The 24,575-nt window shown below is 68.1% G+C and carries 25 protein-coding genes; 14 read left to right on the top strand and 11 right to left on the bottom strand.

Going from position 1 to position 24,575, the window contains the following annotated elements:
* Window positions 1–91: 91 nt before the first annotated feature.
* On the top strand, window positions 92–346 hold the full coding sequence (locus tag C3Y15_RS03145; RefSeq protein WP_011880668.1) for a hypothetical protein: 255 nt from the start codon (window positions 92–94) through the stop codon (window positions 344–346).
* Between the two features lie 507 nt (window positions 347–853).
* On the opposite strand, the gene penR is transcribed toward C3Y15_RS03145, so the two are convergent.
* Entirely contained in the window at window positions 854–1,744 is an 891-nt protein-coding gene (penR, locus tag C3Y15_RS03140) for a beta-lactamase transcriptional regulator PenR (RefSeq protein ID WP_011882714.1), read from the bottom strand.
* Window positions 1,745–1,860: 116 nt separating this feature from the next.
* On the opposite strand from penR, the gene blaPEN-bcc reads away from it, so the two are divergent.
* Complete coding sequence (blaPEN-bcc, locus tag C3Y15_RS03135; RefSeq protein ID WP_060042534.1) at window positions 1,861–2,754, top strand: PEN family class A beta-lactamase, Bcc-type; 894 nt, start codon at window positions 1,861–1,863, stop codon at window positions 2,752–2,754.
* A gap of 469 nt (window positions 2,755–3,223) precedes the next feature.
* Here blaPEN-bcc and C3Y15_RS03125 read toward each other — a convergent pair whose 3' ends face one another.
* From C3Y15_RS03125 to C3Y15_RS03115, 3 genes are all read right to left on the bottom strand, one after another.
* A complete protein-coding gene (locus C3Y15_RS03125) occupies window positions 3,224–3,424 on the bottom strand; it encodes a DUF805 domain-containing protein (protein ID WP_011882712.1) in 201 nt (66 codons plus the stop codon).
* 910 nt (window positions 3,425–4,334) lie between these two features.
* Window positions 4,335–5,711 carry an ATP-binding protein gene (locus C3Y15_RS03120; RefSeq protein WP_069246435.1) on the bottom strand — a complete coding sequence of 459 codons (1,377 nt, stop codon included), beginning with the start codon at window positions 5,709–5,711 and terminating at the stop codon, window positions 4,335–4,337.
* A complete protein-coding gene (locus C3Y15_RS03115; protein ID WP_011882710.1) occupies window positions 5,708–6,370 on the bottom strand; it encodes a response regulator in 663 nt (220 codons plus the stop codon). The genes C3Y15_RS03120 and C3Y15_RS03115 overlap by 4 nt, the downstream gene beginning before the upstream one ends.
* 210 nt (window positions 6,371–6,580) lie before the next feature.
* Here C3Y15_RS03115 and C3Y15_RS03110 point away from each other — a divergent pair, with 210 nt between their 5' ends.
* The 5 genes from C3Y15_RS03110 (at window position 6,581) to C3Y15_RS03090 (ending at window position 10,975) form a co-directional block, all read left to right on the top strand.
* On the top strand, window positions 6,581–6,934 hold the full coding sequence (locus tag C3Y15_RS03110; RefSeq protein WP_011882709.1) for a NirD/YgiW/YdeI family stress tolerance protein: 354 nt from the start codon (window positions 6,581–6,583) through the stop codon (window positions 6,932–6,934).
* A 55-nt stretch (window positions 6,935–6,989) separates the two neighbouring features.
* The gene (locus C3Y15_RS03105; RefSeq protein ID WP_059474698.1) at window positions 6,990–7,850 is read left to right on the top strand and encodes a MurR/RpiR family transcriptional regulator; all 861 of its coding nucleotides are present in this window, start codon (window positions 6,990–6,992) and stop codon (window positions 7,848–7,850) included.
* A gap of 210 nt (window positions 7,851–8,060) precedes the next feature.
* Window positions 8,061–8,921: an isocitrate lyase/phosphoenolpyruvate mutase family protein gene (locus tag C3Y15_RS03100; protein ID WP_059474712.1), complete on the top strand. Its 861-nt coding sequence runs from the start codon at window positions 8,061–8,063 to the stop codon at window positions 8,919–8,921.
* A 336-nt stretch (window positions 8,922–9,257) separates the two neighbouring features.
* Window positions 9,258–9,524: a YodC family protein gene (locus tag C3Y15_RS03095; protein ID WP_034195440.1), complete on the top strand. Its 267-nt coding sequence runs from the start codon at window positions 9,258–9,260 to the stop codon at window positions 9,522–9,524.
* A 254-nt stretch (window positions 9,525–9,778) separates the two neighbouring features.
* A complete protein-coding gene (locus C3Y15_RS03090) occupies window positions 9,779–10,975 on the top strand; it encodes a cytochrome P450 (RefSeq protein ID WP_059474699.1) in 1,197 nt (398 codons plus the stop codon).
* Between the two features lie 9 nt (window positions 10,976–10,984).
* Here the strand turns inward: C3Y15_RS03090 and C3Y15_RS03085 are convergent, their stop codons facing one another.
* On the bottom strand, window positions 10,985–11,311 hold the full coding sequence (locus C3Y15_RS03085; protein WP_011882704.1) for a superinfection immunity protein: 327 nt from the start codon (window positions 11,309–11,311) through the stop codon (window positions 10,985–10,987).
* A 101-nt stretch (window positions 11,312–11,412) separates the two neighbouring features.
* On the bottom strand, window positions 11,413–11,832 hold the full coding sequence (locus tag C3Y15_RS03080) for a rhodanese-like domain-containing protein (RefSeq protein ID WP_041494226.1): 420 nt from the start codon (window positions 11,830–11,832) through the stop codon (window positions 11,413–11,415).
* A 111-nt stretch (window positions 11,833–11,943) separates the two neighbouring features.
* Here C3Y15_RS03080 and ftrA point away from each other — a divergent pair, with 111 nt between their 5' ends.
* The gene (gene ftrA / locus C3Y15_RS03075; RefSeq protein ID WP_011882702.1) at window positions 11,944–12,918 is read left to right on the top strand and encodes a transcriptional regulator FtrA; all 975 of its coding nucleotides are present in this window, start codon (window positions 11,944–11,946) and stop codon (window positions 12,916–12,918) included.
* A gap of 161 nt (window positions 12,919–13,079) precedes the next feature.
* Window positions 13,080–13,814, top strand: a complete 735-nt coding sequence (locus tag C3Y15_RS03070) for a hypothetical protein (protein WP_059474700.1) — start codon at window positions 13,080–13,082, stop codon at window positions 13,812–13,814.
* A gap of 75 nt (window positions 13,815–13,889) precedes the next feature.
* On the opposite strand, the gene C3Y15_RS03065 is transcribed toward C3Y15_RS03070, so the two are convergent.
* Entirely contained in the window at window positions 13,890–16,229 is a 2,340-nt protein-coding gene (locus C3Y15_RS03065) for an Orn/Lys/Arg decarboxylase N-terminal domain-containing protein (protein WP_014725479.1), read from the bottom strand.
* A 3-nt stretch (window positions 16,230–16,232) separates the two neighbouring features.
* The gene (gene adiC / locus C3Y15_RS03060) at window positions 16,233–17,759 is read right to left on the bottom strand and encodes an arginine/agmatine antiporter (protein ID WP_059474701.1); all 1,527 of its coding nucleotides are present in this window, start codon (window positions 17,757–17,759) and stop codon (window positions 16,233–16,235) included.
* Here adiC and C3Y15_RS31625 point away from each other — a divergent pair.
* From C3Y15_RS31625 to C3Y15_RS03035, 5 genes are all read left to right on the top strand, one after another.
* Window positions 17,653–17,901: a hypothetical protein gene (locus tag C3Y15_RS31625; RefSeq protein WP_162471376.1), complete on the top strand. Its 249-nt coding sequence runs from the start codon at window positions 17,653–17,655 to the stop codon at window positions 17,899–17,901. The genes adiC and C3Y15_RS31625 overlap by 107 nt on opposite strands.
* A gap of 357 nt (window positions 17,902–18,258) precedes the next feature.
* Window positions 18,259–19,713, top strand: coding sequence for a M20 family metallopeptidase (locus C3Y15_RS03050; RefSeq protein WP_011882698.1), 1,455 nt, complete (start codon window positions 18,259–18,261; stop codon window positions 19,711–19,713).
* Between the two features lie 55 nt (window positions 19,714–19,768).
* Entirely contained in the window at window positions 19,769–20,878 is a 1,110-nt protein-coding gene (locus tag C3Y15_RS03045) for a malate/lactate/ureidoglycolate dehydrogenase (protein ID WP_045577778.1), read from the top strand.
* Between the two features lie 25 nt (window positions 20,879–20,903).
* Entirely contained in the window at window positions 20,904–21,437 is a 534-nt protein-coding gene (locus C3Y15_RS03040) for a TfoX/Sxy family protein (RefSeq protein WP_069246436.1), read from the top strand.
* 383 nt (window positions 21,438–21,820) lie between these two features.
* Entirely contained in the window at window positions 21,821–22,399 is a 579-nt protein-coding gene (locus C3Y15_RS03035) for an NnrU family protein (RefSeq protein WP_069246437.1), read from the top strand.
* A 205-nt stretch (window positions 22,400–22,604) separates the two neighbouring features.
* Here the strand turns inward: C3Y15_RS03035 and C3Y15_RS03030 are convergent, their stop codons facing one another.
* From C3Y15_RS03030 to C3Y15_RS03020, 3 genes are all read right to left on the bottom strand, one after another.
* Entirely contained in the window at window positions 22,605–23,342 is a 738-nt protein-coding gene (locus C3Y15_RS03030; RefSeq protein ID WP_011882694.1) for a sulfite exporter TauE/SafE family protein, read from the bottom strand.
* Between the two features lie 249 nt (window positions 23,343–23,591).
* A complete protein-coding gene (locus C3Y15_RS03025; protein WP_014725473.1) occupies window positions 23,592–24,167 on the bottom strand; it encodes a DUF488 domain-containing protein in 576 nt (191 codons plus the stop codon).
* Window positions 24,164–24,391 (bottom strand): DUF2945 domain-containing protein, encoded by a 228-nt coding sequence (locus C3Y15_RS03020; protein WP_011548546.1) that lies wholly within the window; start codon window positions 24,389–24,391, stop codon window positions 24,164–24,166. The genes C3Y15_RS03025 and C3Y15_RS03020 overlap by 4 nt, the downstream gene beginning before the upstream one ends.
* Window positions 24,392–24,575: the final 184 nt, after the last annotated feature.

Below are 24,575 nucleotides of genomic sequence, written 5' to 3'. Positions count from 1 at the left end.
GCGGCGCGTCGTTGAGCCAGGTCGTGCCACATACGCGCGCCGCGGCATAGAATCCCGACATGACCCTTTAACTATGGCGGAGGCATCCAAGATGACCACGGACAACCGGCCCGACGATCGGGACGAGCACAAGCTAGAAAATCTCGAAGCAGCAGTCGACCATCTGCACAAGTCGATCGAATCGCAGAGCATTGCGGCGGGCGCGGCGAAAGGCATTCTGTTCAGCCTGATCGAGACGCTCGGTGCGCTGATCGGCGACCCCGATCTGCCCGAACATGCGCGCTCGGGCTACGAGGCGCTGCGCGACAAGGCGAGCGAGCTGCGCAGCGGTCTCGACCGGCATTGACGCGGACGGTGCCGGCGCGTGCGTTGCTGCCCGCGCCGGCGCTGCCCGATCCAGCGCCGTGCATACAAATTCCCGTGCGCTCAATGAGTTAGCGGCGCGGTGCGCAGGATATCCACACGCTTGCCAACAAAATCTGTGGAGAACCGGCTCACGATCGGACACTTGTCGGACGGTCGTGAAACGGGCACCGCACAGGTGACGCACAGGTGCCAATCGATGTCGCATCGTTGACCTGCGGCGCGCGATCTACCAAATTCCCTTTTGCATCAGTGGCTTGCGCGGCACTTTGGCGGAATATCCACAGGTTTGCCAACAAAATCTGTGGATAAGTGTCACGCGATAGATTCCTCATAGTTCGGAATCGGCCGCGTTCGCCTCGATCCTGTGGCGGCCAATGCGCGATGCGCACGTGGCACCTGGAATTCGTGCCAGATCAACGGGTTACGCGCCGGGTACCCAGGATATCCACATCCTTGCCAACATTTTCTGTGGACAAACACGCGTGCCTCATTCGTGCGGCGGGGCGTCGGCCGCTTCCGCGACGATCCAGTCGCGAAACAACTGCATCGCGGGCGTCAGCGGCTTCGACTTCAGCGACGTGAGCCAATAGGCGCCGCCGCGCACGTCGATGTCGAGTGGCCGCGCCAGCATGCCGAGCTGCAACTCGCGCGCGAACATGCAAGCCGGCGCGAGCGCGATGCCCGCGCCCTGCATCGCGGCCTCGACCATCAGTCGCGATGAATCGAATACCGGCCCGTTGACCGTCCACGGCTCGACCTGCGCGGCGTCGAACCAGCCCAGCCATTCGTCGGTGCGGTACGAGCGCAGCAGCGTTTCGTTCGTGAGATCGGCCGGCCGCGACAGACGCCGCGCGATGTCCGGCGCGCACAGCGCGCTGAGCGGCGCGTCGAGCAGACGCTCGTTGCGCGTCGCGGGCCAGTTGCCTTCGCCGAAGCGGATCGCGAAATCGAGGCCTTCGCCGGCGAGATCGACGACGTTGTTGTTGGTGCGCAGTCGCAGCTCGACGAACGGGTGCGTCTCGCCGAACCGCTTCAGGCGTGGCATTAGCCAGCCTATGGCAAAGGTGCCGACGGCACCGAGCGTCAGCACCTCGTGGAAGCGCCCGCCGTCGAACTGATTGAGCACGGTTTCGATCCGGCTGAAGGCGTCGCTGAGCACCGGCAGCAGCGCGCGCCCTTCGTCGGTGAGGCCCAGGCCGCGCGGCAGGCGCGTGAACAGCGCACAGCCGAGCCGCTCCTCCAGCGAACGCACCTGCTGGCTCACGGCTGCCTGCGTGACGCTCAGCTCGAGGCCGGCGCGCGTGAAATTCAGGTGGCGCGCGGACGATTCGAAGGCGCGCAACGCGTTCAATGGGAGACGAGGACGGAGCTTTGTCATAAGAAATTCTTTTGTCAGCGCCCAATTATCATTGCTTGTCGGACAAACGTAAAGTCACGATAGTGCTGTCTCGCCGGCCGGCCGTTCTGCATCCATTCCACCACGAGAGACATGACATGACCTACTCATCGCAACGTCGAACCTTGTTGCTGGCCGCGGCATCGGCGCCGCTCGTCGTGACCGTCGGCGCGTGCGCGGCGCCGTCGGCCGCCGCACCCGACATCGCGTCCGCCGCGACGTTCGCCGCGCTCGAGCGGGCGGCGGGCGGCCGCCTCGGCGTATGCGCGATCGATACCGCGAGCGGCCGGCGCGCGCAGCATCGCGCTGACGAGCGCTTTCCGTTCTGCAGTACGTTCAAGGCGATGCTCGGCGCGGCGGTGCTCGCGCGGAGCGTCGAGCATCCCGGTTTGCTGCAGCAGCGCGTGACGTATGCGCAGGCCGATCTCGTCAACTCCTCGCCCGTGTCGGGCCGGCATGTCGACACCGGGATGACGGTGGCGCAGCTGTGCGAGGCGGCGATCCAGTACAGCGACAATACGGCCGCGAACCTGGCGATGAAGCTGATCGGCGGGCCGGCGGCCGTGACCGCGTATGCACGCTCGATCGGCGACGACACGTTCCGTCTCGATCGCTGGGAAACCGAGCTGAATACGGCGCTGCCGGGCGACCTGCGCGACACGACGACGCCCGCGGCGATGGCCGCGAGCATCCGCGCGCTCACGCTCGGCGACGCGTTGCCGCCCGCGCAGCGTGCGCAACTGGTGACATGGATGCGCGGCAACAAGGTCGGCGACAAGCGGATTCGCGCGGGCGTGCCGGCCGGTTCGCAGGTCGCCGACAAGACCGGCACCGGCGACTACGGAACGACGAACGACGCGGGTGTCGTGTGGCTGCCGTCGCGCGCGCCGATCGTGCTGACCGTGTACTACACGCAGGCACGCGCCGATGCGAAGGCGAAGGAGAACGTGATCGCCGCGGCGGCGCGGATCGCGGTCGCGACATTCGCGTGACGGGCGGGGCGCGGCGATCGAGGCAGGCGCTGCCGCAGTCGTGACCGCGGCAGCCAAACGTTGTGCGATCAACGACTTACGTCGCGCATGCTCAGGATATCCACATCCTTGCCAACAAAATATGTGGAAAAGCCGGCCGGCCGCCGCGCTTGCCGCAACGCGGCCGCGGCGGCGGGCGCTGCCCGATTCGAAGCGATGGGAACAAAGTCTTTCGGATCAAGCGCTTGGTTGCGGTGTGCGCAGGCTATCCACATGCTTGCCAACACAATCTGTGGACAAGCGGGAGGCGGCGTTGCGCGCCGCGTGCCGCATTTGGAGCACCGCGCAGAAAGTCTTTCGGATCAAGCGCTTGGTGCCGGTATGCGCACGCTGTCCACATGCTTGCCAACATAATCTGTGGACAAGCGGGCCGGCCGGCTCATCCGATGCGCAGGCCGGTTCGCAAGCCCGTTATAAGCGTGAGCAGGCCCTAGCGTTGCCGATCGTCGGTGGCGGGCCAGCGTGCGAACGCGAAGACCCACAACATGATGAAGTTCAGCACCGGCACGAACATCGTCAGGATCCACCAGCCCGAGTGGCCCGTGCGCCGCACGATGCGCACGTACGGATAGACGACGATCGCGACGAGCACGAGCGCGACCAGCATTTGCCCTGCGTTGAAATGTTCCATGGCCTTCCTCGGAGTGATGTGTCGTTGTCGAATGCGGGCGGAGCGGCCGGCCCGTGGCGCCGACGCGTGACGTGCGCGGCGTCGTGTGATCGTGACGCGTCGCGTGTGCGGCCGTCAAGGGACGCACGGGGGTCGCCGGTGCGGCGCGACGGCCGTGCCGAAACGTTGACATGGCGCGCGAATCGCCGGCCGATCAATGGCTTAGCGAACGCTTGCGCAGGATATCCACAAGCTTGCCAACACAATCTGTGTGTAAGTGCCGCGATGCGCACGTCGTGCAGCGCGGGTCTGGCCGCGTGGCATCGTGATGCGAACTGCGGCGAAGCCGTGCATAACGCGGCCCGGCTGGCGCAGCGTCTGCATCACACGTGCCAAAGTCTGTCGGATCAAGGGCTTAGCGTCGCGGTGCGCAGGATATCCACAAGCTTGCCAACATTTTCTGTGGAGAAGTGCATGTGGCGATCGTGTGGCGCGGTGTCCCGCTGCGCGGCGGTTCACGGCGTGCAAATGCCCGTCGGCGCGACTTTCCGGAACGACGGCAGCTGTTGTTTCGCGATGGCGGCTGATCGAAACGTCACGGTCGACCATTCGATCGCATCGTTGAAATACGTCGGACTGCTGGCGAGTGCGTGACGAAGCTGGGTCGGCATGAACTGCCGCTTCAATGAATTCGGTATCGCCGAGCCGCACGGTTCGCGATGTCGAGGCTACCAGCGGTGTCCGCGGCGACGTCGCTTTGCTGCGTATCACATGCGATAGCCATGCGCGACGGCGCGTTTGCTGCGCACACCGATCAAATCTTTTCGGATCAATGGCTTGCTGTCGTTGGCGGCTGGTTGTCCACAAGCTTGCCAACACAATCTGTGGACAAGCCGCGCGACCGGCCCGCGTCAGGACTCGTCTTGCCTCGTCATGCCGCGGCCGGGAAGCGCACCGTCACGGTCAGCCCGCGTCCGCCCTCGGTCGTGCCGAGCGCGACGGTCGCGCGATGCTGTTCGGCGATCCGCTTGACGATCGACAGCCCCAGCCCGCTGCCGGACGACGTGACGGCCTGCGCGCCCGCGCCGCGATAGAAGCGTTCCCACACGTCGTTGCGCTCCGCCTCGGGGATGCCGGGGCCGTTGTCGGCGACTTCGAGCACGGGCGTCGCGCCTTCGACGCGTGCCGACACGTCGACGCGCGCACCTTCGCCCGCATAGCGGATCGCGTTGTCGACCAGGTTGTTTAGCAGCACGCGCAGCGTGTCGGGATTGCCGGCGGCCATCACCGGCGACGCCACGATCGCGCCGAGGTCGATGCGATGCGCATCGGCGACCCGCGCGCGCTCCGCGACGACCGAGCGGCACAGCACCGCGAGATCGACGCGCGCGGCGGCCGCTGCGGCCGCCGGCGCGTCCGGCTCGAGGCGCGCGAGCGTCAGCAACTGCTCGGCGAGATGGCCGAGACGCGTCGTGCCCGCATGGATCTGCGCGAGGATCTGCTCGCGTTCGTCGGCCGTCGACGCGCGCCGCAACAATTCCGACTGTATCGACAATCCCATGATCGGCGTGCGCAGCTCGTGCGCGGCGTCGGCGATGAAGTGCCGCTGCAGCGTGAAGGCGCGCTCGAGCCGCGCGAGCAGGTCGTTGATCGCTTCGGCGAGCGGGCGAACCTCGTTCGGCATCGACGCGACGTCGACCGGTTCGAGGTTGTTGGCATTCCTGCGCTTCAGACCGGACGCGATCGTGCGCAGCGGCCGCAGCCCCGCGCCGATGCCGAACCACAGCCCGATCGCGAGCACCGGCAGCATCGAGAACACCGGCCACAGCAGATGCACGGCGATGCCCGCGATCGCTTCCCAGCGCGCGTGGCGCGCCTGTGCGAGCCGGATCGTGGTGCCGGCGCGTTCGGTCACGTAGGTGCGCCACGGCTGGCCGTCGACGTCGACGCTCGCGATGCCCGACCGCGTCGGCGGCGGCAGCGCCGATTCGCGATCGGTCGAATAGACGAGCGTGCCGTCGCGCCATACCTGCAGCAGTACGGCGTCGGGATCGTCGCGCTTGAAGCCGTGCTTGTCGCTGCCGCGATCGCGGAACGACAGCTCGCCGTTCGGGCCGACGACGATCTGCTTCGACATGCTGCGCATCTGATCGTCGAGCAGGTCGTCGAGTTCGCGCAGCGCGCCCCAGTAGGTACCCGCGCTCGCGACCAGCCCGATCGCGCAGGCGGCGGGCAGCAACCACATCAGCAGGCGCCGCCGCAGCGACGCGCTGCGCCAGCGCGCGATCGCCTGTTGCAGGCCGCTCATGCGCCGTCACCGATCCGGTAGCCGACGCCGCGCACCGTGCGGATCATGTCGTGACCGAGCTTCTTGCGCAGGTTGTGGATGTGAACCTGCACCGCGTTGCTCTCGATCTCTTCGCCCCAGCTGTACAGCCGTTCCTCGAATTGTTCGCGCGAAATCACCGCGCCGGGGTCGCGCATCAGTTCGTGCAGCAGCACGAACTCCTTCGGCGACAGCGTGACTTCGTCGTCGTTGAGCCACACCAGATGCTTGATCGGATCGAGCCGCAGCGGGCCGATCGCGAGCGTCGTCTGCGCGCGCCCGGCGTGACGCCGCGTGACCGCGCGAATGCGCGCGAGCAGCTCCTCGAGCACGAACGGCTTGACGAGGTAGTCGTCGGCGCCGCTGTCGAGGCCGGCGATGCGGTCCGGCACGCCGTCGCGCGCGGTGATGATGATCGCGGGCAGCGTTTCGTCGCGGCGGCGCAGTGCCGCGAGCACCGACAGACCGTCGCGGTTCGGCAGCCCGAGGTCGAGCAGCAGCAGCCCGTAGCCGGTCGAGCGCAGCGCGAGCGACGCGGCGTCGCCGTCCTTCACCCAGTCGACCGCGAAGCCTTCCTGTCTGAGGCCCTGTTCGAGCCCGCTGCCGATCAGCGGATCGTCCTCGACGAGCAGTACGCGCATGGATTGGTATCTCTTCAGCAGGGCGCGATGCGCCCGGGGTGTCCATGATAAGCGCCCGTATCTTAGGTCGTGCTTAAGTGCCGGCGCCCGGCGCCACGACCGCGTCGCGCGGTTCGCGCCTTCAGGTGCGCTTAATCTTACGCTTCGTAAGCTCTGGCCGTCGCGCTCGATCCGGGCGCGGCGCACCATCGAAGAAGAGGAAACGACATCATGAAGAAACTGTTCAGCATCCTGGCCGTCGCGCTCGCCACGCTGTCGGCCGGCGCGCACGCGCAATACACGGGGCCGTCGGCGGCCGCCGCCACGACCGTGAAGGACCTGCTCGCCACCGGCAAGGACGACCAGCCGGTGCAGTTGCACGGACGGATCGTCCGGCACGTCGGCGGCGACGACTACGAGTTCGCCGATGCGACCGGCACGATCCGCGTCGAGATCGACCGGAAGCTGTGGGCGGCGGGGCAGCCCGTCAGCGAGCAGAGCGACGTGAAGCTGACCGGCGAGTTCGAGCGCAAGTGGTCCGGCAGCGTGAAGGTCGACGTCGATCGCGTGGACGTGCTGCGCTGAACGGTGCGCGCGGGGCCGGTGATACCATGGGCGACCGGTTCCCGTTCTCACCAAGATGGCTGCCAATTTCGATGAACTCGCGTCCCGGATTCGGGCGCAATTTTCCGAACTGAGCCCGCAATTCCAGGCGGGTGCTGCATTTCTGCTCGATCATCCCGACGAGGTCGCCACGTCGTCGATGCGCAAGGTCGCGCAGCACGCGCAGGTTCAGCCGGCGTCGCTCGTGCGCCTCGCGCAGCAATTCGGTTTTCCCGGCTGGAACGAGCTGCGCGATCTGTGCGTCGCGCGCGTGCGCACGCGCCCCGAGCCGCTCACGCAGCGCGCGCGCTCGCTCGTGCGGCCCGACGCGAAGGCGTCGCTCGCGCACGACCTGCTCGCGGCCCAGCAGCACAATCTGTCGGCGACCGCCGCACAGAACGAGCACGCGCTCGCCGACGCCGCGAAGCTGATCCGCAAGGCAGCGCACGTGCACGTCGCGGGCTTCCGGTCGTGCTATCCGGTGGCGTTCGGTTTCGTGTACGGCTACCGGCTGTTCCGGCCGACCGTGTCGCTGCTCAACGGCGTCGCCGGTTCGCTCGAGATGGAGCTGCGCACGATCGCGAAACACAGCGTGACCGTGATCGTCAGCTTCGCGCCGTATTCGACCGAAGCGACGCGCGTGGCGCAGGCCGCGAAAGCGCAGGGCAGCAAGATCGTCGCGATCACCGACAGCGCGGTCGCGCCGATCGCGCTGCATGCCGATGCGCAACTGATCTTCACGCACGACAGCCCGTCGTTCTTTCCGTCGCTGGTGGCCGCGCATGCGATGGCCGAAGCGCTGGTCGCGCAGCTGCTCGCGCTGGAAGGCAGCGGTGCGGTCGCGGCGCTCGAGCGCACCGAAGCCGAGTTGCATGCGAAGGGCGCGTACGTCGTGTAGCCGCGCGCGCGGCTGCGGGACGCTTGCGCCGCCGACGGCCTGACGCGGGTCTAACACGGCGGCAGACGGCCCGGCGCTCGCACGCGCATGGTCGCGATCAAACGGCGCGGCTCCCGTGCCGGTCTCGTCCGCATCGATATTTCAGCGCACGCCGAACCGTGCCCGCGCCGTGCGCGCGTATGCTGGCGTCTCCGTTCCGAGGAGACGACGATGTCCGATTCCGTTCTGCAATTGCGCCACGCGCAAGCGTTTCGTGCGCTGCATACGCGCCCCGGCGCGTTCATCATCCCGAACCCGTGGGATGCCGGCTCCGCGCGGCTGCTCGCGATGGCCGGCTTCGACGCGCTCGCCACCACCAGCGCCGGTTTCGCCTATTCGTGCGGCCGGCCGGACAACGCGATCGGCCGTGACGAAATGCTCGCGCACATCGCGGAGATCGTCGCCGCAGGCGGTCTGCCGGTCAGCGCCGATCTCGAGAACGGCTTCGGCGATGCGCCCGACACGGTGGCCGACACGATCCGGCTGGCAGCCGCGGCCGGCGCGGTGGGCGGCTCGATCGAGGATGCGACCGGACGCGCCGACGCGCCGATCTATCCGCACGACCTCGCGGTCGAGCGCATCGCGGCGGCCGTTGCCGCGGCGCGCGAGCTGCCGTTTCCGTTCATGCTGACCGCGCGTTGCGAGAACTATCTGCACGGACGCCGCGATCTCGCCGACACGATCGCGCGGTTGACCGCCTATCGCGATGCGGGCGCCGACGTGATGTATGCGCCGGGCCTGACCGATCGCGACGACATCGCGGCCGTCACCCGCGCCGTCGGCGCGCCGGTCAATGTCGTGATGGGGCTGCGGGGCGGCGTGCTGAGCATGGACGAACTCGCCGCGCTCGGCGTGAAGCGCGTGAGCGTCGGCGGCGCGCTCGCGCGGACCGCGCTGGGCGCATTTCTGAGGGCGGCGACGGAAATGGCGCGCGACGGCACGTTTACCTTCGCGCAAGAGGCGGTGCCGGGCAGCGATCTCGATCGCTGGTTCGCCGCGCGGGACAATTCGCCGGTCCGTTTCGCAGAATGATCGTGGCTAAATCGGGGTAACGTTTTCCAGATGGATACCGGTTGACCGTTATCAAACGAAGCCGCAGTCGATTTAATCTTCGGTGACTGCGGCAATTACATCGTTTACTCTGCGAATTCCGGCCGATTGGCGGGAGTCGGCGCGCAAGCCGCGCCGGCATTGGCGCCAATCATGCGCCCGGCGTACCCGATTTACGTATTGTCCCGATTTTAAGACCGGTATTTTTTCGGTTTTCGGGAGTTGCCGGTTATTTTTCGGATTGTTAATCTGCGGCATATCCGAATGATCGGCCGGCGGGGCGCCGGAAATAATGAATATATAAAAATCGAGAGAGCGATGACAATCCGAGAAAATCACCGCAGCCGCTTTCGCGTCGGCGATGTCGTGACGCTGAAAACCGGCGGCCCGCGCATGACCGTGATTTACGCGGGCCCCGTCGTGTTCGACGACGCCGACTGGCTGATCTGCCAGTGGTTCGACGACGGCGGCCACTTCCGGCAGGAAATGTTTCACCACGAGACGGTCGCGCCCGAACCGCGCGCGATTTCGGCCGGCCGCGCGCGCGTGCGCATGCAAACGTTTCGCTTTCGTTCGGCGGCCTGACGCAGGAGCGGGGCGCCGGTTCGGTACGGCCGCTGCGCCTATTGTGCTGGCGGGTTCACAGCGGCATTGCGGTTGTCGGGCCTATCCCGCCCACACGCGCCGCCGCGGCCCCTGCGCCCACGCGCCACCGCGCCACTGCGGCCCGCGGCCCGCGGCCCGCGGCCCGCGCGCCCTCGAAGCCCCCACACACCCGCACATCGACATTTCACGTCGACCCGAAACATGCTGCCGGCCTGCGCGCCGATACTGCTCGCATGAACCCGACCGATCCGATTGCCGCGGTTACGCACCGCGATCCCTATCCCTACTACGCGACGCTCGTCGACGGGCCGCCGCTCGCGTTCGACGCGACGCTCGGCCTGTGGGTCGCGAGCCGCGCGGCCAGCGTGGCGGCGGTGCTCGGCCATCCGGCCTGCCGCGTCAGGCCGCTCGATGCGCCGGTGCCGCCCGCGTTGCGCGGCACCACCGCCGGCGCGCTGTTCGGCGACCTGATCCGCATGAACGACGGCGCGTTGCGCCACGACGTGCCGAAACAGGCGCTGCGCGCGGCATTCGCATCGATCGACGCGCACGCGTTGCGCGAGCGGACCGCGTCGCTCGCCGGCCGCCGCCTGCGCGCGCCGCTCGACGCCGAGGCATTGAACGCATGGTGCCTGACGGTGCCCGTCTGCGCGGTCGCCGATCTGCTCGGCTTCGATGAAGCACAGCTCGACGACATCGCTGCGCTCGTCGTCGCGTTCGTCGCCGCGCTGTCGCCGCTGTCGCCGCTGTCGGACGACGCGACGCTGGCGCGTGCAAGCGATGCTGCGCGGCGCTTGCTCGAACGGATGACGGAGCGGGTCGCACGCACGCGCGCCCGGGACGGGTCGCTCGTCGCGGCGGTTCAGGATGCGGCGCGCGCCGCGGGCTGGCAGGCCGGCGGCGCGCTGGTCGCGAATCTGGTCGGATTGCTGTCGCAGACATGCGAGGCGAGCGCCGCGTGGCTCGGCAACGTGCTGATCGCATGGGAAGAGTCGGCGCGCGCGAGCGCCGACGGCGGGCGGGCGATTCCGGATGCCGCTGCGCTCGACGCATTCGTCGCGGAAGTGGGGCGCTTCGATTCCCCGGTGCAGAACACACGCCGCTTCGTCGCGTCGCATACGACGATCGAAGGCGTGAGCGTCGATGCCGGCGCGGCGATCCTCGTCGTGCTCGCCGCGGCGAACCGCGATCCGGCCGTGCATCGCGAGCCGCATCGCCTGCTGCCCGGCCGCGCGCCTGCGCCGACTTTCGGCTTCGGTACGGGGCCGCATGGCTGCCCGGGCGAGCGCATCGCGCGGGCGGTGACGACGGGGGCGTTCGACGTGTGGTTACATGCGAGCAGCGGCGAGCTGCCCAGCGGGCTCGTGTGGGACTACCGCGCGTCGACCAACATCAGGATGCCGAACTTCGGCATCGCGAGCCAGGCGTGAACAGGCGGTTCAGCGGCAGCCCTGCTTTTCGGCCCATTGCTCCTGGGCGGCGATACGGCGCTGCACGCGCTCGACGAGGCCGGTCGAGAAGGTCCGCATGCTGATGCCGCGGCGCTTCGCGAGGATCGTTTGCGCGACGTCGGCCCGCGGGTTCGGCTGGCACGCCCAGTAGAGCGTCATCAGCCAGCCGATGCCGGTCCATCCGAACAGTGCGTTGAACATCGCGATCGTCAGCTTGTCGTGCCGCCCGCGCCGGTCGGCGATGACGGCCGGCAGGAAATAGAGCGCGATCGCTGCGATCGAACCGGCTACCTGAATCAGGACTGCGTGTGGCATGTTGCTACTCCGTCCAGACTGCAATGAGACCGATTGTCGCGCTTTTTCCGTTCGTGTGCAGGCCTTCCTTCGGCAATTGATTGTTGCGTTTTTAGCGACGATCAGTGCATGGCACCGGTTTCCATTTGCGCATCGTTGCTCAGCGCGAAACCCTCGTCGCGCCAGCCGGCGATCCCGCCGATCATCAGCTTCACCGGGCGGCCGAGCCGCGCGAGCCGGATCGCCGCGCGCGCGGCGCCGTTGCAGTGCGGGCCCGCGCAGTAGACGACGAACAGCGTGTCGGCCGGATGGTCGCCGAGCTTGCCCGCGACGATCTTGCGGTGCGGCAGGTTGCGCGCGCCCGGCACGTGGCCGGCCGCGAATTGTTCGGGACCGCGAACGTCGAGCAGCACGAAATCGGCTGCGCCGGACGTGAGCGCGTCGTGCACGTCCCAGCAATCGGTTTCGAACCGCAGCGACGCTTCGAAATGCGTGGCGGCGCTTGCGCTGTCGGCGGCCGGGACGTCGGTGACATATGACATGAAATGCGCTCCTGAGCAGGCGGCGCGGAATGCGCCGCAACGAGGCCAGTATCGCGTGCGCGCCGGTTTTCCGGCAGTGGCGCGATCGACAAGTTCCGGTAACATCGCGCCATGCACAATCATCTCGTCGTCGCGCTTGCCTACGATCGGCTCTGCACTTTTGAATTCGGCTGCGTGGTCGAATTGTTCGCACTCGAACGGCCGGAACTCGGCGTCGACTGGTATCGCTTCGCGGTCTGTGCGAGCGAGCCCGGGCCGGTGCGCGCCGCGGGCGGCATCACGGTCGCCGCGCCGTACCGGCTCGCGATGCTCGATCGTGCGGACACCATCGTGATTCCCGGCTGGCGCGACCCGGACGAACGGCCGCCCGAACCGCTGCTGAAGAAGCTGCGCGCCGCGCATCGCCGTGGCGCGCGGCTCTGTTCGATCTGTTCGGGCGTGTTCGTGCTGGCGGCGGCCGGCGTGCTCGACGGGCTCACCGTGACGACCCACTGGCGTTACGCGGAGCGACTGCAGGCGCGCTATCCGGCGCTGCGCGTGAACCCCGACGCGCTGTACGTCGATGCCGGGCAGATCGTCACGTCGGCCGGTTCGGCGGCCGGCCTCGACATGCTGCTGCATCTGGTGCGCCGCGATCACGGCGGCGCGATCGCGAACCGCGTCGCGCAGCGGCTCGTGCTGCCGCCGCATCGCGACGGCGGGCAGGCGCAGTTCGTGCCGCGCCCCGTCGCGCCGGGCGGCAGCGACCGGCTCGCGAAGCTGATCGACTGGATGCGCGCGCATGCGGCCGAGCCGCACACGCTCGCGTCGCTGGCCGCGCATGCCGCGATGAGCCCGCGCACGCTGCAGCGGCAGTTCGCCGACGCGACCGGGATGTCGCCACTCGCGTGGCTGATCCGCGAGCGCGTGAACGTCGCGAAGGACATGCTCGAAGCGCAGCCGTCCCTGTCGCTGGCGCAGGTTGCCGCGCGTGCGGGCTTCGGCTCGGAGGAATCGTTGCGCCGGCATTTCCGGCGCGTCGCGGCGACGAGCCCGGCCGCTTACCGGCGCGGCATGGATCGCGGCGTGCGGCCGCCGCGCGCGTGACGCGTCGCGGCGCTCCTGGACGGCTGCACGCGGCGGTCGCCTTTTCGCTTTTCCCGTTGCCCGTTTCCGCCACCGCGTCGCACGCGTAAGATGGCGGTCGCCGTGCGGCGGCCGTGGATGCGGCGCCGCCATTCCTTCACCATAACGACAAGGACAACGACATGGGTCTGCTGGGAAAGCTGTTCGGGAAGAAACCGCGCGACGAGGCCGCCTTGCTCACGCCGCCCGCATCGTCTACGCAACGCACGCAGCCGTCGGACGCCGACGCGGACGAACAGCGCGGCCCCGACATCGCCCCCGAACTGGCCGCGGCGCTGGCGGCATATCAGGCCGGCCGGCACGAAGCGGCGATCGCGGCTGCCGCGCCGCATGCGCAACGGCTGGCCGACGCGGCGCGTCTGTGCGCGCTGTCGTATTCGGCGCTGCAGCGCTACGCGGAGGCATTCCCTTACTGGCTCGAATTGTTCGGCCATGAGCCGAGTGCGCACAACGCGGTGCAGCTCGCGACGACGTCGGTGATGTGCGACGAAGTGGAGCGCGGCGAGGCGTGGATGCAGAAGGCGGCCGAGATCAATCATGAGACGCACGAACAGTCCGACGTCGCCGCGCGCACGAACTTCATTTCGGCATTGATGCAAAGCGGTCATGCGCGCGAGGCGCTGCCGCATCTCGGGTGGCTGCGCGACGTGTACGGCCATGTGCGCATCACCGATTCGACGTTCCTCTACATGCGCGGGATTCCGTTCTTCGGCGCGTTCCTCGAGAACAGCCTCGAGATCCTGAAGGCCACGCAGCCGGCCGACGCGATCGTGCAGTGGTATGGAGAACTCAGCGGCAAGCTCGACGACGAAGGCGAAGCGCAGCTTGCCGCGTGGGTCGCCAAGTTGCCCGCGTAGCGGGCCGGCACCCCCGGCCCCGGCCGGGGCCGTTAGCGACCGGCCGTGACGCCGGTCGCTGCTCACCGCCTTCGCTCAGCGCGCGGCGCTATCGCGGCCCGCCTGCCTGATGCACGCGATGCGGTACACGCCGTCGTCCACTTCGACGCCGTGCGTATCGTGCGTGAAGCCCGGGAAGCGCCGGTCGAACTGTTCGAGCGCTTTCAGGTAACCGAGCAGCGGACCGTCGGCCGGCCCTGCGTTCTCGCCCGGCATCAGCAGCGGAATGCCGGGCGGATAGGGCACGACGCCGGTCGCGACGGTGCGGCCGGCCATCTCCGACAGCTCGAGCATCTCGATGTCGTTGTGAACCAGATGCTCGTACGCCTCGGCCGGGCTGTAGTCCGGCTGCGGCAGCGTCGAGAAGCCGCGCGACATCATCTCGGTCGTCTTCAGGTCGCTCATCGCGGCGAACATCAGATCGCACAGCTCGCGCAGCCCCAGCTTGCCGTAACGCTCCGGATAGCGCGCGACGAGCTCCGGCAGCGCTTGCTCGAGCGGCGCGTTCGCATCGTAGTCGCGCTTGAAGTCGAGCAGCGTGTTGACGAGCGTGCCCCACTTGCCCTTCGTCACGCCGAGCGAGAACAGGAACAGGATCGTGAAGTCGGTCGTCTTTTCGACGACGATCCCTTGCCGGTCAAGATAGGCCGTCACCACCGACGCGGGAATGCCGACCGGCATCAGCCCGCCGTGCGGCGCGACGCCCGGCGTGACGATCGACACCTTGATCGGGTCGAGCATGCAGTAGTCGTCCTCGATCGCGCCGAAGCCGTGCCACGTGTCGCCCGGATGCAGCACCCAGCACGACGGATCGGTCGCGAGCAGCGTCTCGTCCGCTTCGTGGAACGGCACGCGTCGCCCGGTCTTGCGGTCGACGACCGTGTCCGGCTGCCAGCCGTCGAAGAACCAGTCGTCGTTCTCGTCGTATTCCGCATGCAGGCGCGCCAGCATCCGGCGAAACGACACGGCCTCGCGGATCGCGTCGGTCGTCAGCGCTTCGCCGCCGGGGCCGTCCATCATCGCCGCGCTCACGTCGTTCGACGCGATGATCGCGTAGTTCGGCGACGTCGACGCGTGCATCATGTACGCCTCGTTGAAGCGCGCGTGCTCGATCGGATTGCGGCCGTCGCGGATATGGATGAACGACGCCTGCGACAGCGCCGCGAGCAGCTTGTGCGTCGATTGCGTCGCGAACACCGTCGGCTTGCTCGCGTCGTGCTGCGCCGGATCGCCGTGCATCGCATAACGATCGCGGTAGATCGGGTTGAAGCGCGCATAGCCGTACCAGGCTTCGTCGAAATGCAGGCGGTCGACGCTCTGGCCGAGCAGCTCCTCGACGCGCGCGACGTTGTAGCACAGCCCGTCGTAGGTCGAGTTCGTGATCAGCGCGTGCACGGGCGTCGGGCTGATGCCGTCGCGGCCGCGCACCAGCGGGTTCGCGTCGATCGCGAGCCGCACGGCCGCGGCCGTGAGCCGCTCGGGCATGATCGGGCCGATGATGCCGTAGTGGTTGCGCGACGGGATCAGGTAGGTCGGAATCGCGCCGGACATCGTCATCGCGTGCTCGGCCGATTTGTGGCAGTTGCGGTCGCACAGCGCGACCTGATTGCGCGTGACGCTCGCCATCAGGATCACGCGGTTCGACATCGACGAGCCGTTCGTCACGTGATACGTGCGATGCGCGCCGAACACGCGCGCCGCATAGCGCTCGCTGTCGCCGATCGGGCCGGAGTGGTCGAGCAGCGAGCCGAGTTCGCCGACCGAGATCGACAGGTCCGAGCGAAACAGCGCTTCGCCGAAGAATTCGAAGTAGGCGCGCCCGACCGGCGACTTCAGGAACGCGGTGCCGCCCGTGTGGCCCGGCGTGTGCCACGAGTATTCGTACACGCGCGAGAACTGCGCGAGCGCGCGGAACATCGGCGGCAGCACCGTTTCGCGGTAGCGTTCGATCGCGGCGACGATCCGCCCGCCGATGAACGCGGTGGTGTCCTCCAGCATCCAGATGAAGTCGTCGGCCTTGCGCATCGCGTCGACCGGAATCGCGGCCGCGCTCGCGCGGCTCGCGAGCAGGAACACCGGCACCGTCGCATTGCGCGCGCGCATCGCGTCGAGCACGGCCTGCGCGGGCGCGTGGGCCGGATCGTTGCCGAGCTCCCAGTTGAGCAGCAGGCACTGGATCGCCGGATCGGCGACGACCACCGCGCACGCGTCGTCGGCGGAGGTCGCGATCACGACGTCGACGAGCCGCGTGCGCAATTCTTCGGCGAGCGCGGTGGCGGCGCGGCCGGTCGCGGTTCGCTCGTCGATGTCGTGCTGCACGAGCAGCGCCTTCATCCCGAGGCGGCGCAATGCCGGTTGGGTCAAGGAAGCGGTCATCTGTTATTCCCCCGTGTGCTGGGTTGCCGCGACGCCCGCGGCCGGCGAGCGTGCGTGAAGGATATCGGCCTCGTGCTGGCCGACGGAGATCCAGAACGTCGCGGCGAGCGCGACGATGGTGACGCCGAGCGCGAAGTAGCGCACCCAGCGCGGCGAACGGCCGCCCGGATGGACGTGGGTTTCCTCGATTTCGCGCTGGCGGTTGATCGACAGTTCGTAGAACACGATCGTCGCGATCACGAAGATCAGCGACCAGCGCGTCTGCTGGCCGTCGGAGCCGACCATCGCCCACAGCGAGTAGACCGCGCCGATCAGGCCGACGATCGTGTAGAACGTGAACTGGTGCGGCGGCATCTTGCCGTAGCCGAGCACCTTGATCGCGATGCACGAGTAGATGTACGGCAGCAGCGTCATGATCACCGCGATCGACGCGATCTTGCCGAACTGCTGGCTTGCGCTCGGCGACATCGTCGCGAGCACCTGCACGGACATGATCACGGCGACGATCGCGAGCCCGGCCGACGGCACGTTCTTCGAGTTCACGCGTGCGAACACGCTGGCGAACAGGCCGTCGTCGGCCGCGGCCTTCGCGGTCTGTCCGACCAGCAGCGTCCAGCCCGCGAGCGAGCCGAGGCAGCCGAGCGCCGCGCACAGCGCGACCGCGTTCGCGGCGGTGTCGCCGAGCGCGAGGCGCGCGGCGTCGGCGAACGGCGCGCTCGAGGCGAGCAGCGCCTTGTTCGGAATCATCCCCATGATGACGGTCGAGCTGAGCACGTAGCAGACGGCCGCGAGCACCACGCCGCCGACGGTCGCGATCGGCACGTTGCGCGACGGATTCTCGACCACGCCGGCCGACACCGACGCGCTCTCGACGCCGATGAACGCCCACAGCGTGAAGTTCAGCGTCGCGCCGATCGCGCCGATGCTGCTCGTGCCCGACACGTTCCAGCCCGCGAGATAGACGTCCTTGCTGAACCAGAACCAGCCGAACAGGGCCATCCCGAGGATCGGCACCAGCGCGACGACGGTCGTGACCGACTGCACGCGGCCGACCACGTTCGGCCCGAGGATGTTCGCGTAGGTGAACAGCCAGATCACGAAGATCTGCGCGAGCGCGAACACCAGCGGGTCCTTCATCACCGGGAAGAAGTGCGTGAGGTAGCCGAGTCCCGCGACCGCGAGGCCGACGTTGCCGAGCACGTTCGCGAGCCAGTAGATCAGGTTGGTCTGATAGCCCATGTACGGGCCGAACGATTTTCTGGCGTACGCGTAGGGGCCGCCGGCGGCCGGGTCGATCGCCGCGAGCTTCGCGAACACCAGCGCGAGCGAGACGGCGCCGACGACGGTGATCAACCAGCCGAAGATCGCGATGCCGCCGGTGGCGGCGAGGTTCGCGGGCAGCATGAAGACGCCGGAACCCATCATGTTGCCCGCCACCATCAGCGTGGCGGGAACGACGCCGATCTTCGGCGCGTCGGACGCTGCCGACGCAGCGGTGGAACGGGAGGAGGACGAGCTGGCATCGGACATGCGAGGCTCCTTGAACGGACGTGATGCGGTTGAGGTGGCGCGGCCGGCGCCGGTGGACGATTCCGAAATGGATCGCCGTTTTATTAACGTCGCCATGTTATCGCTTTGGCCCGTTCTGGTAATGGTAAACGCCGGAATTTAATGACTTTAATATTGATTCATGTCATTGAAAGTAGGCGGGCAGCGACGCGCCGTTTCGGTATGTCGGGCGCTCGGCCTTTACTGATAAAGGCTTCGCCGATTTTCTCGGTCATTCGCTGGATGCGCGGAACAACCGGCGCCCGGTAAATATCCTTGACGAAATGGCTAAATCAATTCGCGGCCTAAATAATCCGGCGGCTCGTAATCGTTTTGGTTGATGGGGCGCGTTCTGCCGAACGGTATCGCTTGCCGGCCGTGGCGGAAAGGGCACTGAAAGCCAGCGCGCCGTGAATGCACCCGGGCGGCGGGCCGTCGGCGTATCATCCGAATCTTCGTCAGCCCGATCCCGGCACCCACCATGACCTCCGTCGACACTACCCCCGTCCTCGACCATGACAAGCTCGTCGCTTTCGTCGAGCGCAAGTGGAACGATGAAATCCTCCACGCCCTGACCGACTACATCGCGATCCCCGCGAAGAGCCCCGCGTTCGACCCGGACTGGGCGAAACGCGGCTATCTGGAGCGCGTCGTGACCGATGCCGCGCAGTGGGCCGAACGCCAGCCGGTGAAAGGGCTGAAGCTCGAGATCGTTCGGCTGCCGGGCCGCACGCCCGTGATCTTCTTCGAAACGCCGGCGACGCGCGCCGGCAGCACGGACACGATCCTGCTGTACGGCCACCTCGACAAGCAGCCCGAATTCGACGGCTGGCGCGCCGACCTCGGCCCGTGGACGCCGAAGTTCGAGAACGGCAAGCTGTACGGTCGCGGCGGCGCGGACGACGGCTATGCGATCTACGCGAGCCTCGCGGCGCTCGGCGCGCTCGACGAGCAGGGCGTCGAACGGCCGCGCTGCGTCGGCCTGATCGAGACGTGCGAGGAGTCGGGCAGCTACGATCTGCTGCCGTACGTCGACGCGCTGCGCGACCGGCTCGGCCAGGTGTCGCTCGTCGTGTGCCTCGATTCCGGCGCCGGCAACTACGACCAGATGTGGCTCACGACGTCGTTGCGCGGGCTGGTGTCCGGCGACCTGCAGGTCGAGGTGCTCGACGAAGGCATTCATTCGGGCGTGTTCGGCGGCATCGCGCCGTCGAGCTTCCGCGTGATGCGGCAGCTGTTCGAGCGCCTCGAGGACGCCGGCAGCGGCAACCTGCTGCCGCGCGTGTTCCATTGCGAGATTCCCGACAGCCGCGTGCGCGAAGCCGATGCGGCCGCGGCCATCCTCGGCGATGCGGTATGGAAGGGCCTGCCGTGGGCCTGCGGCGCGGACGGCAAGCCGGTGCTGCCGACCACGACCGACCCGCGCGAGGCGCTGCTGAATTCGACGTGGCGGCCGTCGCTGTCGGTGACCGGCGCGTCCGGGTTGCCGGCGCTCGCCGATGCGGGCAACGTGCTGCGGCCGCGCACCGCGTTCAAGCTGTCGCTGCGCCTGCCGCCGCTCGTCGACGCCGCGCAGGCCGTGCAGCAGTTGAAGGCGCTGCTCGAACTCGATCCGCCGTACAACGCGCGCGTCACGTTCAAGCCGGATGCGGGCGCCGCGACCGGCTGGAGCGCGCCCGATCTCGCGCCGTGGCTCGCGTCGTCGCTCGATGCCGCGTCGCACCGCCACTTCGGCGCAGCGTGCGGGTACATGGGCCTCGGCGGCACGATCCCGCTGATGAACGTGTTGCAGGCCGGCTTCCCGTCGGCGCAGTTCATGGTGTGCGGCGTGCTGGGGCCGAAGTCGAACGCGCACGGGCCGAACGAGTTCCTGCACGTGCCGTATGCGAAGAAGCTGACCGCGGCGGTCGCGGACGTGATCGCTTCCGCTCGCTGAGCGCGATGGTCGGCCGATCGCGCCGACGTCGGTCTGAACCCCTGGAGTCCTGCCGATGACTATGCCGCCGATACCCGATACCGATGCGTTGTGCATGCGCGCCGAACCGCTGCACGACTTCGTCGCCGCGCTGTGGGAACGGGCCGGCAGCAGCGCGCGCGAGGCGCGGCTGGTTGCCGAGCACCTGGTCGGCGCGAACCTCGCCGGTCACGATTCGCACGGCATCGGGATGATCCCGAACTACGTCGCATCCTGCCGCGAAGGGCAGTTGCAGTTGAACCGGCATGCGGCGATCGTGCGCGACGGCGGCGCGGTGCTGACGATCGACGGCGGCCGCGGCTTCGGGCAGGTGATCGCGTTCGAGGCAATGGTCGAGGGCATCGAGCGCGCGCGGCGCATGGGCATCTGCGCGATCGGATTGCGCGACGTGCATCATCTCGGCCGCATCGGCCACTGGGCCGAGCAATGCGCGCGATCGGGGCTCGCTTCGTTCCATTTCGTCAACGTGCCGGGCGATCTGCTGGTCGCGCCGCTTCACGGCGCCGATCCCCGGTTCGGCACCAATCCGTTCTGCGCCGCGTATCCGCGCGCCGGGCGCGCGCCGCTGCTGCTCGATTTCGCGACCAGCGCGGTCGCGTACGGCAAGACGCGCGTCGCGTACCACCAGCGCAAGCGCGTGCCGGCGGGCGCGCTGATCGACCATCGCGGGCGGCCGACCGACGATCCGGCCGTCATGCACGAGCAACCGTTCGGCGCGCTGCTGCCGTTCGGGCTGCACAAGGGTTATGCGCTCGCCGCGATGTGCGAGGTGTTCGGCGGCGCACTCGTCGGCGGGCATACGACCTACGACGGCACGTTGCAGAAGACCAGCGCGATCGTCAACGGCATGCTGTCGGTGTTGATCGATCCGAACGCGTTCGATGCGGCCGATGCGCAGCGCGAGGCCGATGCGTTCGTCGCGTGGGCGAAGGCGTCGCCGCGTTCCGGCGACGCGCCGGTGCAGATGCCCGGCGAGCCGGAGGAGGCGAGCCGCGCCGAGCGGCTCGCGCACGGCATCCCGGTCGATCGGCCGACGTGGCGTCAGATCGGCGACAGCGCGGCGGCGCTCGGCTTCGACGCCGCCGAATTCGACGCATGGACGCAACGCTGCGTCGGCGCCGCGTGATGCACCGGCAAGAAGGAGCGTGCCGATGAGCTGGCAGGCAGACAAGGCGCACGGCGACGAGATCGCGTATCGGCTCGCGATGCTCGGCAACGTCGTGGTGACGCGATTCTTCGGCGGCGCGGCGATGCGGCTCGACGGCGTGATGTTCGGCTTCCTCGCGCGCGGGTCGCTGTTCTTGCGCGTCGACGACTTGAATCGTCCGGCGTTCGTCGCGGCGGGGATGGGGCCGTTTTCGTATACGGGGCGCACGCGTACCGTCGCGCTCGAAGGCTATTACGAAACGCCCGCCGACGTGCTCGAGGATGCGGGCGCGCTGTTCGACTGGTGTCGCGGCGCGTATCGGGCGGCGTTGCTTGCGGGGGCGCCCAAGCGCAAAGCGAAGGCGAGGCGGAAGCCGGTGGACGAGGGTGAGGCGGAGTCGCGGTCGATGCGTGGGCGCAGTGTCAAGCCGTCCGCGAAACCTGACGCGAAGCGGGCGACGGAATCGGCTTCGAAGCGTGCGTCGAAAGCGAAAACGAAATCCGGAGCGAAACCGGCGTCGAAGCGTAAGCAGGCGTAGCGTCGGTCGGCGTGACGGCAACTGCGGATTGTTCAGTGTTCGGGGCTTGTCGATACTGGACCCGCGGCGGTCGATGTTCGCTGCGCTCGGCGCTCGGCACGCGACGCTCAGGACTCTTACTCGATGCTCAGTGCCCTGCGCCGTCCGCACGCATACGCCCTGACGATTCGCGCGCCGCACGTTGCTCGCATCCGCTAGACGAAACTTCAAGCATGCCGCGCGCTGTTTCTCCGCGCTTCACAACGACGGTCGCGGCGTTTATGATCGGCGCGAGCCGCACGCGACATCTGAGCGGCCCGCACCGCGACACCCGCCCCGCGAACGGCGCATCGAACGCCGCGCTGAATGCATTCCCCACTCATCGTTGCAGATGGAGACAACCGATGCTCGTGCTGATTCTCGGTTTGGCGATCTTCCTCGGCGTACATTCGATCCGCATCGTGGCCAGCCGCTGGCGCGCCGCGACAATCGCGCGCGTCGGTGAGCGCGGCTGGAAGGCCGGCTATTCGGTTGCGTCGCTGATCGGCTTGGTGTTGGTCGTGCGCGGCTGCGGGATCGCCCGCGACAGCGCGACGCTGCTGTGGGTCTCGCCGGTCGGCGTGCGCCATCTGACGGGCATGTTGACTGCGATCGCGTTCGTGCTGATCGCCGCGTCGTACGTGCCGCGCAACCGGATCAAGACGCTCGCCGGACATCCGATGGTCGCCGGCGTGATGGTGTGGGCCGTCGCGCATCTGCTCGTCAACGGCACGTTGCGGGCGGCCGTGTTGTTCGGCGCATTCTTCGTGTGGTCGCTCATCCTGTTCATCGTGTCGCGCACGCGCGATCGGCGCGACCGCGTCCGTTATCCGGCGGGCCGTCTGTCGGGCGATGTGTCGGCGATCGCGGCCGGCGTCGTCGCATGGGCGGTGTTTGCGCTGTTCCTGCACGGCCCGTTGATCGGCGTGCGGCCGTTCGGTTGAACGTTGCGCGTGCGCAGGCTCGGCGACTGCGTCACGCCGATGGCCGCGGCCCGGCGCGCGAGCGGCAGGCATCGCCCGGCCTACCGGCCGACGCATTCAACATCGGCGGCAGCATTGACCGACGGCGGGCACGATCGCGCGGCGGCTGGCGAGTTCGCCCGCGCATCGACGCGGGCGCATAGCGACGACGCTCGCGGCGCGCGCGTCAGAGCGGCCTGACGAACAGCCCGACCGTCAGTGCCGCGCCGATACAGACGATGGCGATCCGCAGCACGCGCTCGTTCACGCGATGCAGCGCCCATGCGCCGAGCAGGCCGCCGACGATCGCGCCGCTGCCGAGCGCAAGCGCCGCGCCCCAGTGCAGTTGCGGCGAGGTGACGAACAGCAGGACCGCCGACGCGTTCATCACGCCCGCGAGCGCGTTCTTGGTCGACATCGCGTGACGCGGCGACAGGCCGGCCATCGTGAGCGCGGCCATCATCAGGAAGCCGATGCCGCCGCCGAAATAGCCGCCGTAGATCGCGATCAGGAACTGCGAGATCCCGGCCGCCATCGGGCCGAGATGCTGCGCGGCCTCGGTCGGCTTGCGGAAGAAACTGCCCCATGCGAACACGACGGTTGCGAACAGCACGAGCCACGGCACCAGCTGCGAGAAGATCGACGACGGCGTTTTGAGCAGCAGCAGCCCGCCGAGCGCGCCGCCGATCACGCTGATCACGAACAGCGCGCGAAACGACAGCGTGCCTGCGCCGCGGACCATCTTGCGGCTTGCCCAGCCGGTCGTGACCTGGCCGGGAAACAGCGCGACCGTCGACGTGATGTTGGCCGCGAGCGGCGACATCCCCGATACGATCAGCGCCGGTAGCGTGACGAACGAACCGCCGCCCGCGAGGGCGTTCTGGAGACCGGCCCACAGGCCGGCGAGGATGATGAGGACGAGCATCGGTGCGCAGGAAGGGTAGCGTGGCAGGGCGCGCCGGCGGCGAGCGCGAGCGCGAAGGTGGCCCGATGGTAATGCAGGATCGCGTCCGCGCAAAGGCGGTGCGTGCGCTCCGTTTCAGACGCGCACGGGCGGCCGCCGTGCGGCGGCGCATCGGCCGGCTGCGTCAACCGGTCGTGTCAACCCGTCGCATCAACCAACCGCGTCACCCAACCGCATCAACCAGCCGGCGCGGGCAGCGCCGACGCCCGGTCATTCGTTCGATTGCGGCGCGGCATCTTCCTGCGTATCGCCGTCGGCGTCCGGATAGACGACCGCACCGTCGTCGCGGACCGTCGCGCCGGCCGTGATGCGCGCCGGCTCGACACGATTCAGGCCCATGATGTGCAGCACCGTCTCGCCGCGCGCGAGCAGGTAGTCGGACACGATACGCCGGTGACAGCGCCACCAGACGGCCTCCGAACACATGAGCGCGCAGCGCTGCTGCTCCCCGAGCGCGATCAGCCGCGTGAGGCCGGCGCGGAATTCCGGCGACAGCGCGTAGTCGGCATACCGATGGAAGCTGCGGTTCGTCCAGAAGCCGTTGAGTGCGTCGGGCACGTCGCGCGACTTGCCGCGCAGCCCGCCGAGCTCGGCGATGTGCTCGTAGCCGATGTCGGCGGCGGCCAGCGCGTCGGGCAGCGTTGCCTCGTTGAACTGCGGGTTGGTGCGCGAGCGCGTCATCTTGCGGATATCGACGAGCAGCGTGATGTCGACGGCCCGCAGCATCGCGACGAGTTCGCCGAGCGTGCGGTTCGAATGGCCGATCGTGTAGAACGGGAGCGTCACGTGCGCTCCTTGCCGGCGACGCGTTCGAGCACGCGGCCGCGATGCGCGGCGATGTGGTCGGTGCGATCGCTTTTGATTTCGTATTGGGGGTCGTCGGGCGACGCGCGATGACGATGGCCTTTGTAGTCGAAATCCTGCGTGTGCACCGCAATGATCGTGCCGGTCACGTAACCGGCTTCGGAATTCCAGCGGACATGGTCGCCCGGTTCGAACGGCGTCGTCATGCGTGAGCCTCCTCGTGGTGATGCTGTTGCGATACGGCCGCAAGCGGCGGGTGGAGCGAGTCACGCCAGTATGCACATTGCCGCGCTTTCGCGCGTGCGAGGTGCATCGTGTGGGGCCTCGGTCAGGCTCGTCCATGCAATCTGCATGCCCCGTGTCGACGTCGGAAGTGACATTTTGCTTCGC

It is taken from the genome of Burkholderia sp. B10 (assembly GCF_004368385.1).
Taxonomy (GTDB): domain Bacteria; phylum Pseudomonadota; class Gammaproteobacteria; order Burkholderiales; family Burkholderiaceae; genus Burkholderia; species Burkholderia vietnamiensis.
Note: the sequence above shows the minus strand (reverse complement) of the source record. Positions and strands in the feature narration are given on the sequence as shown.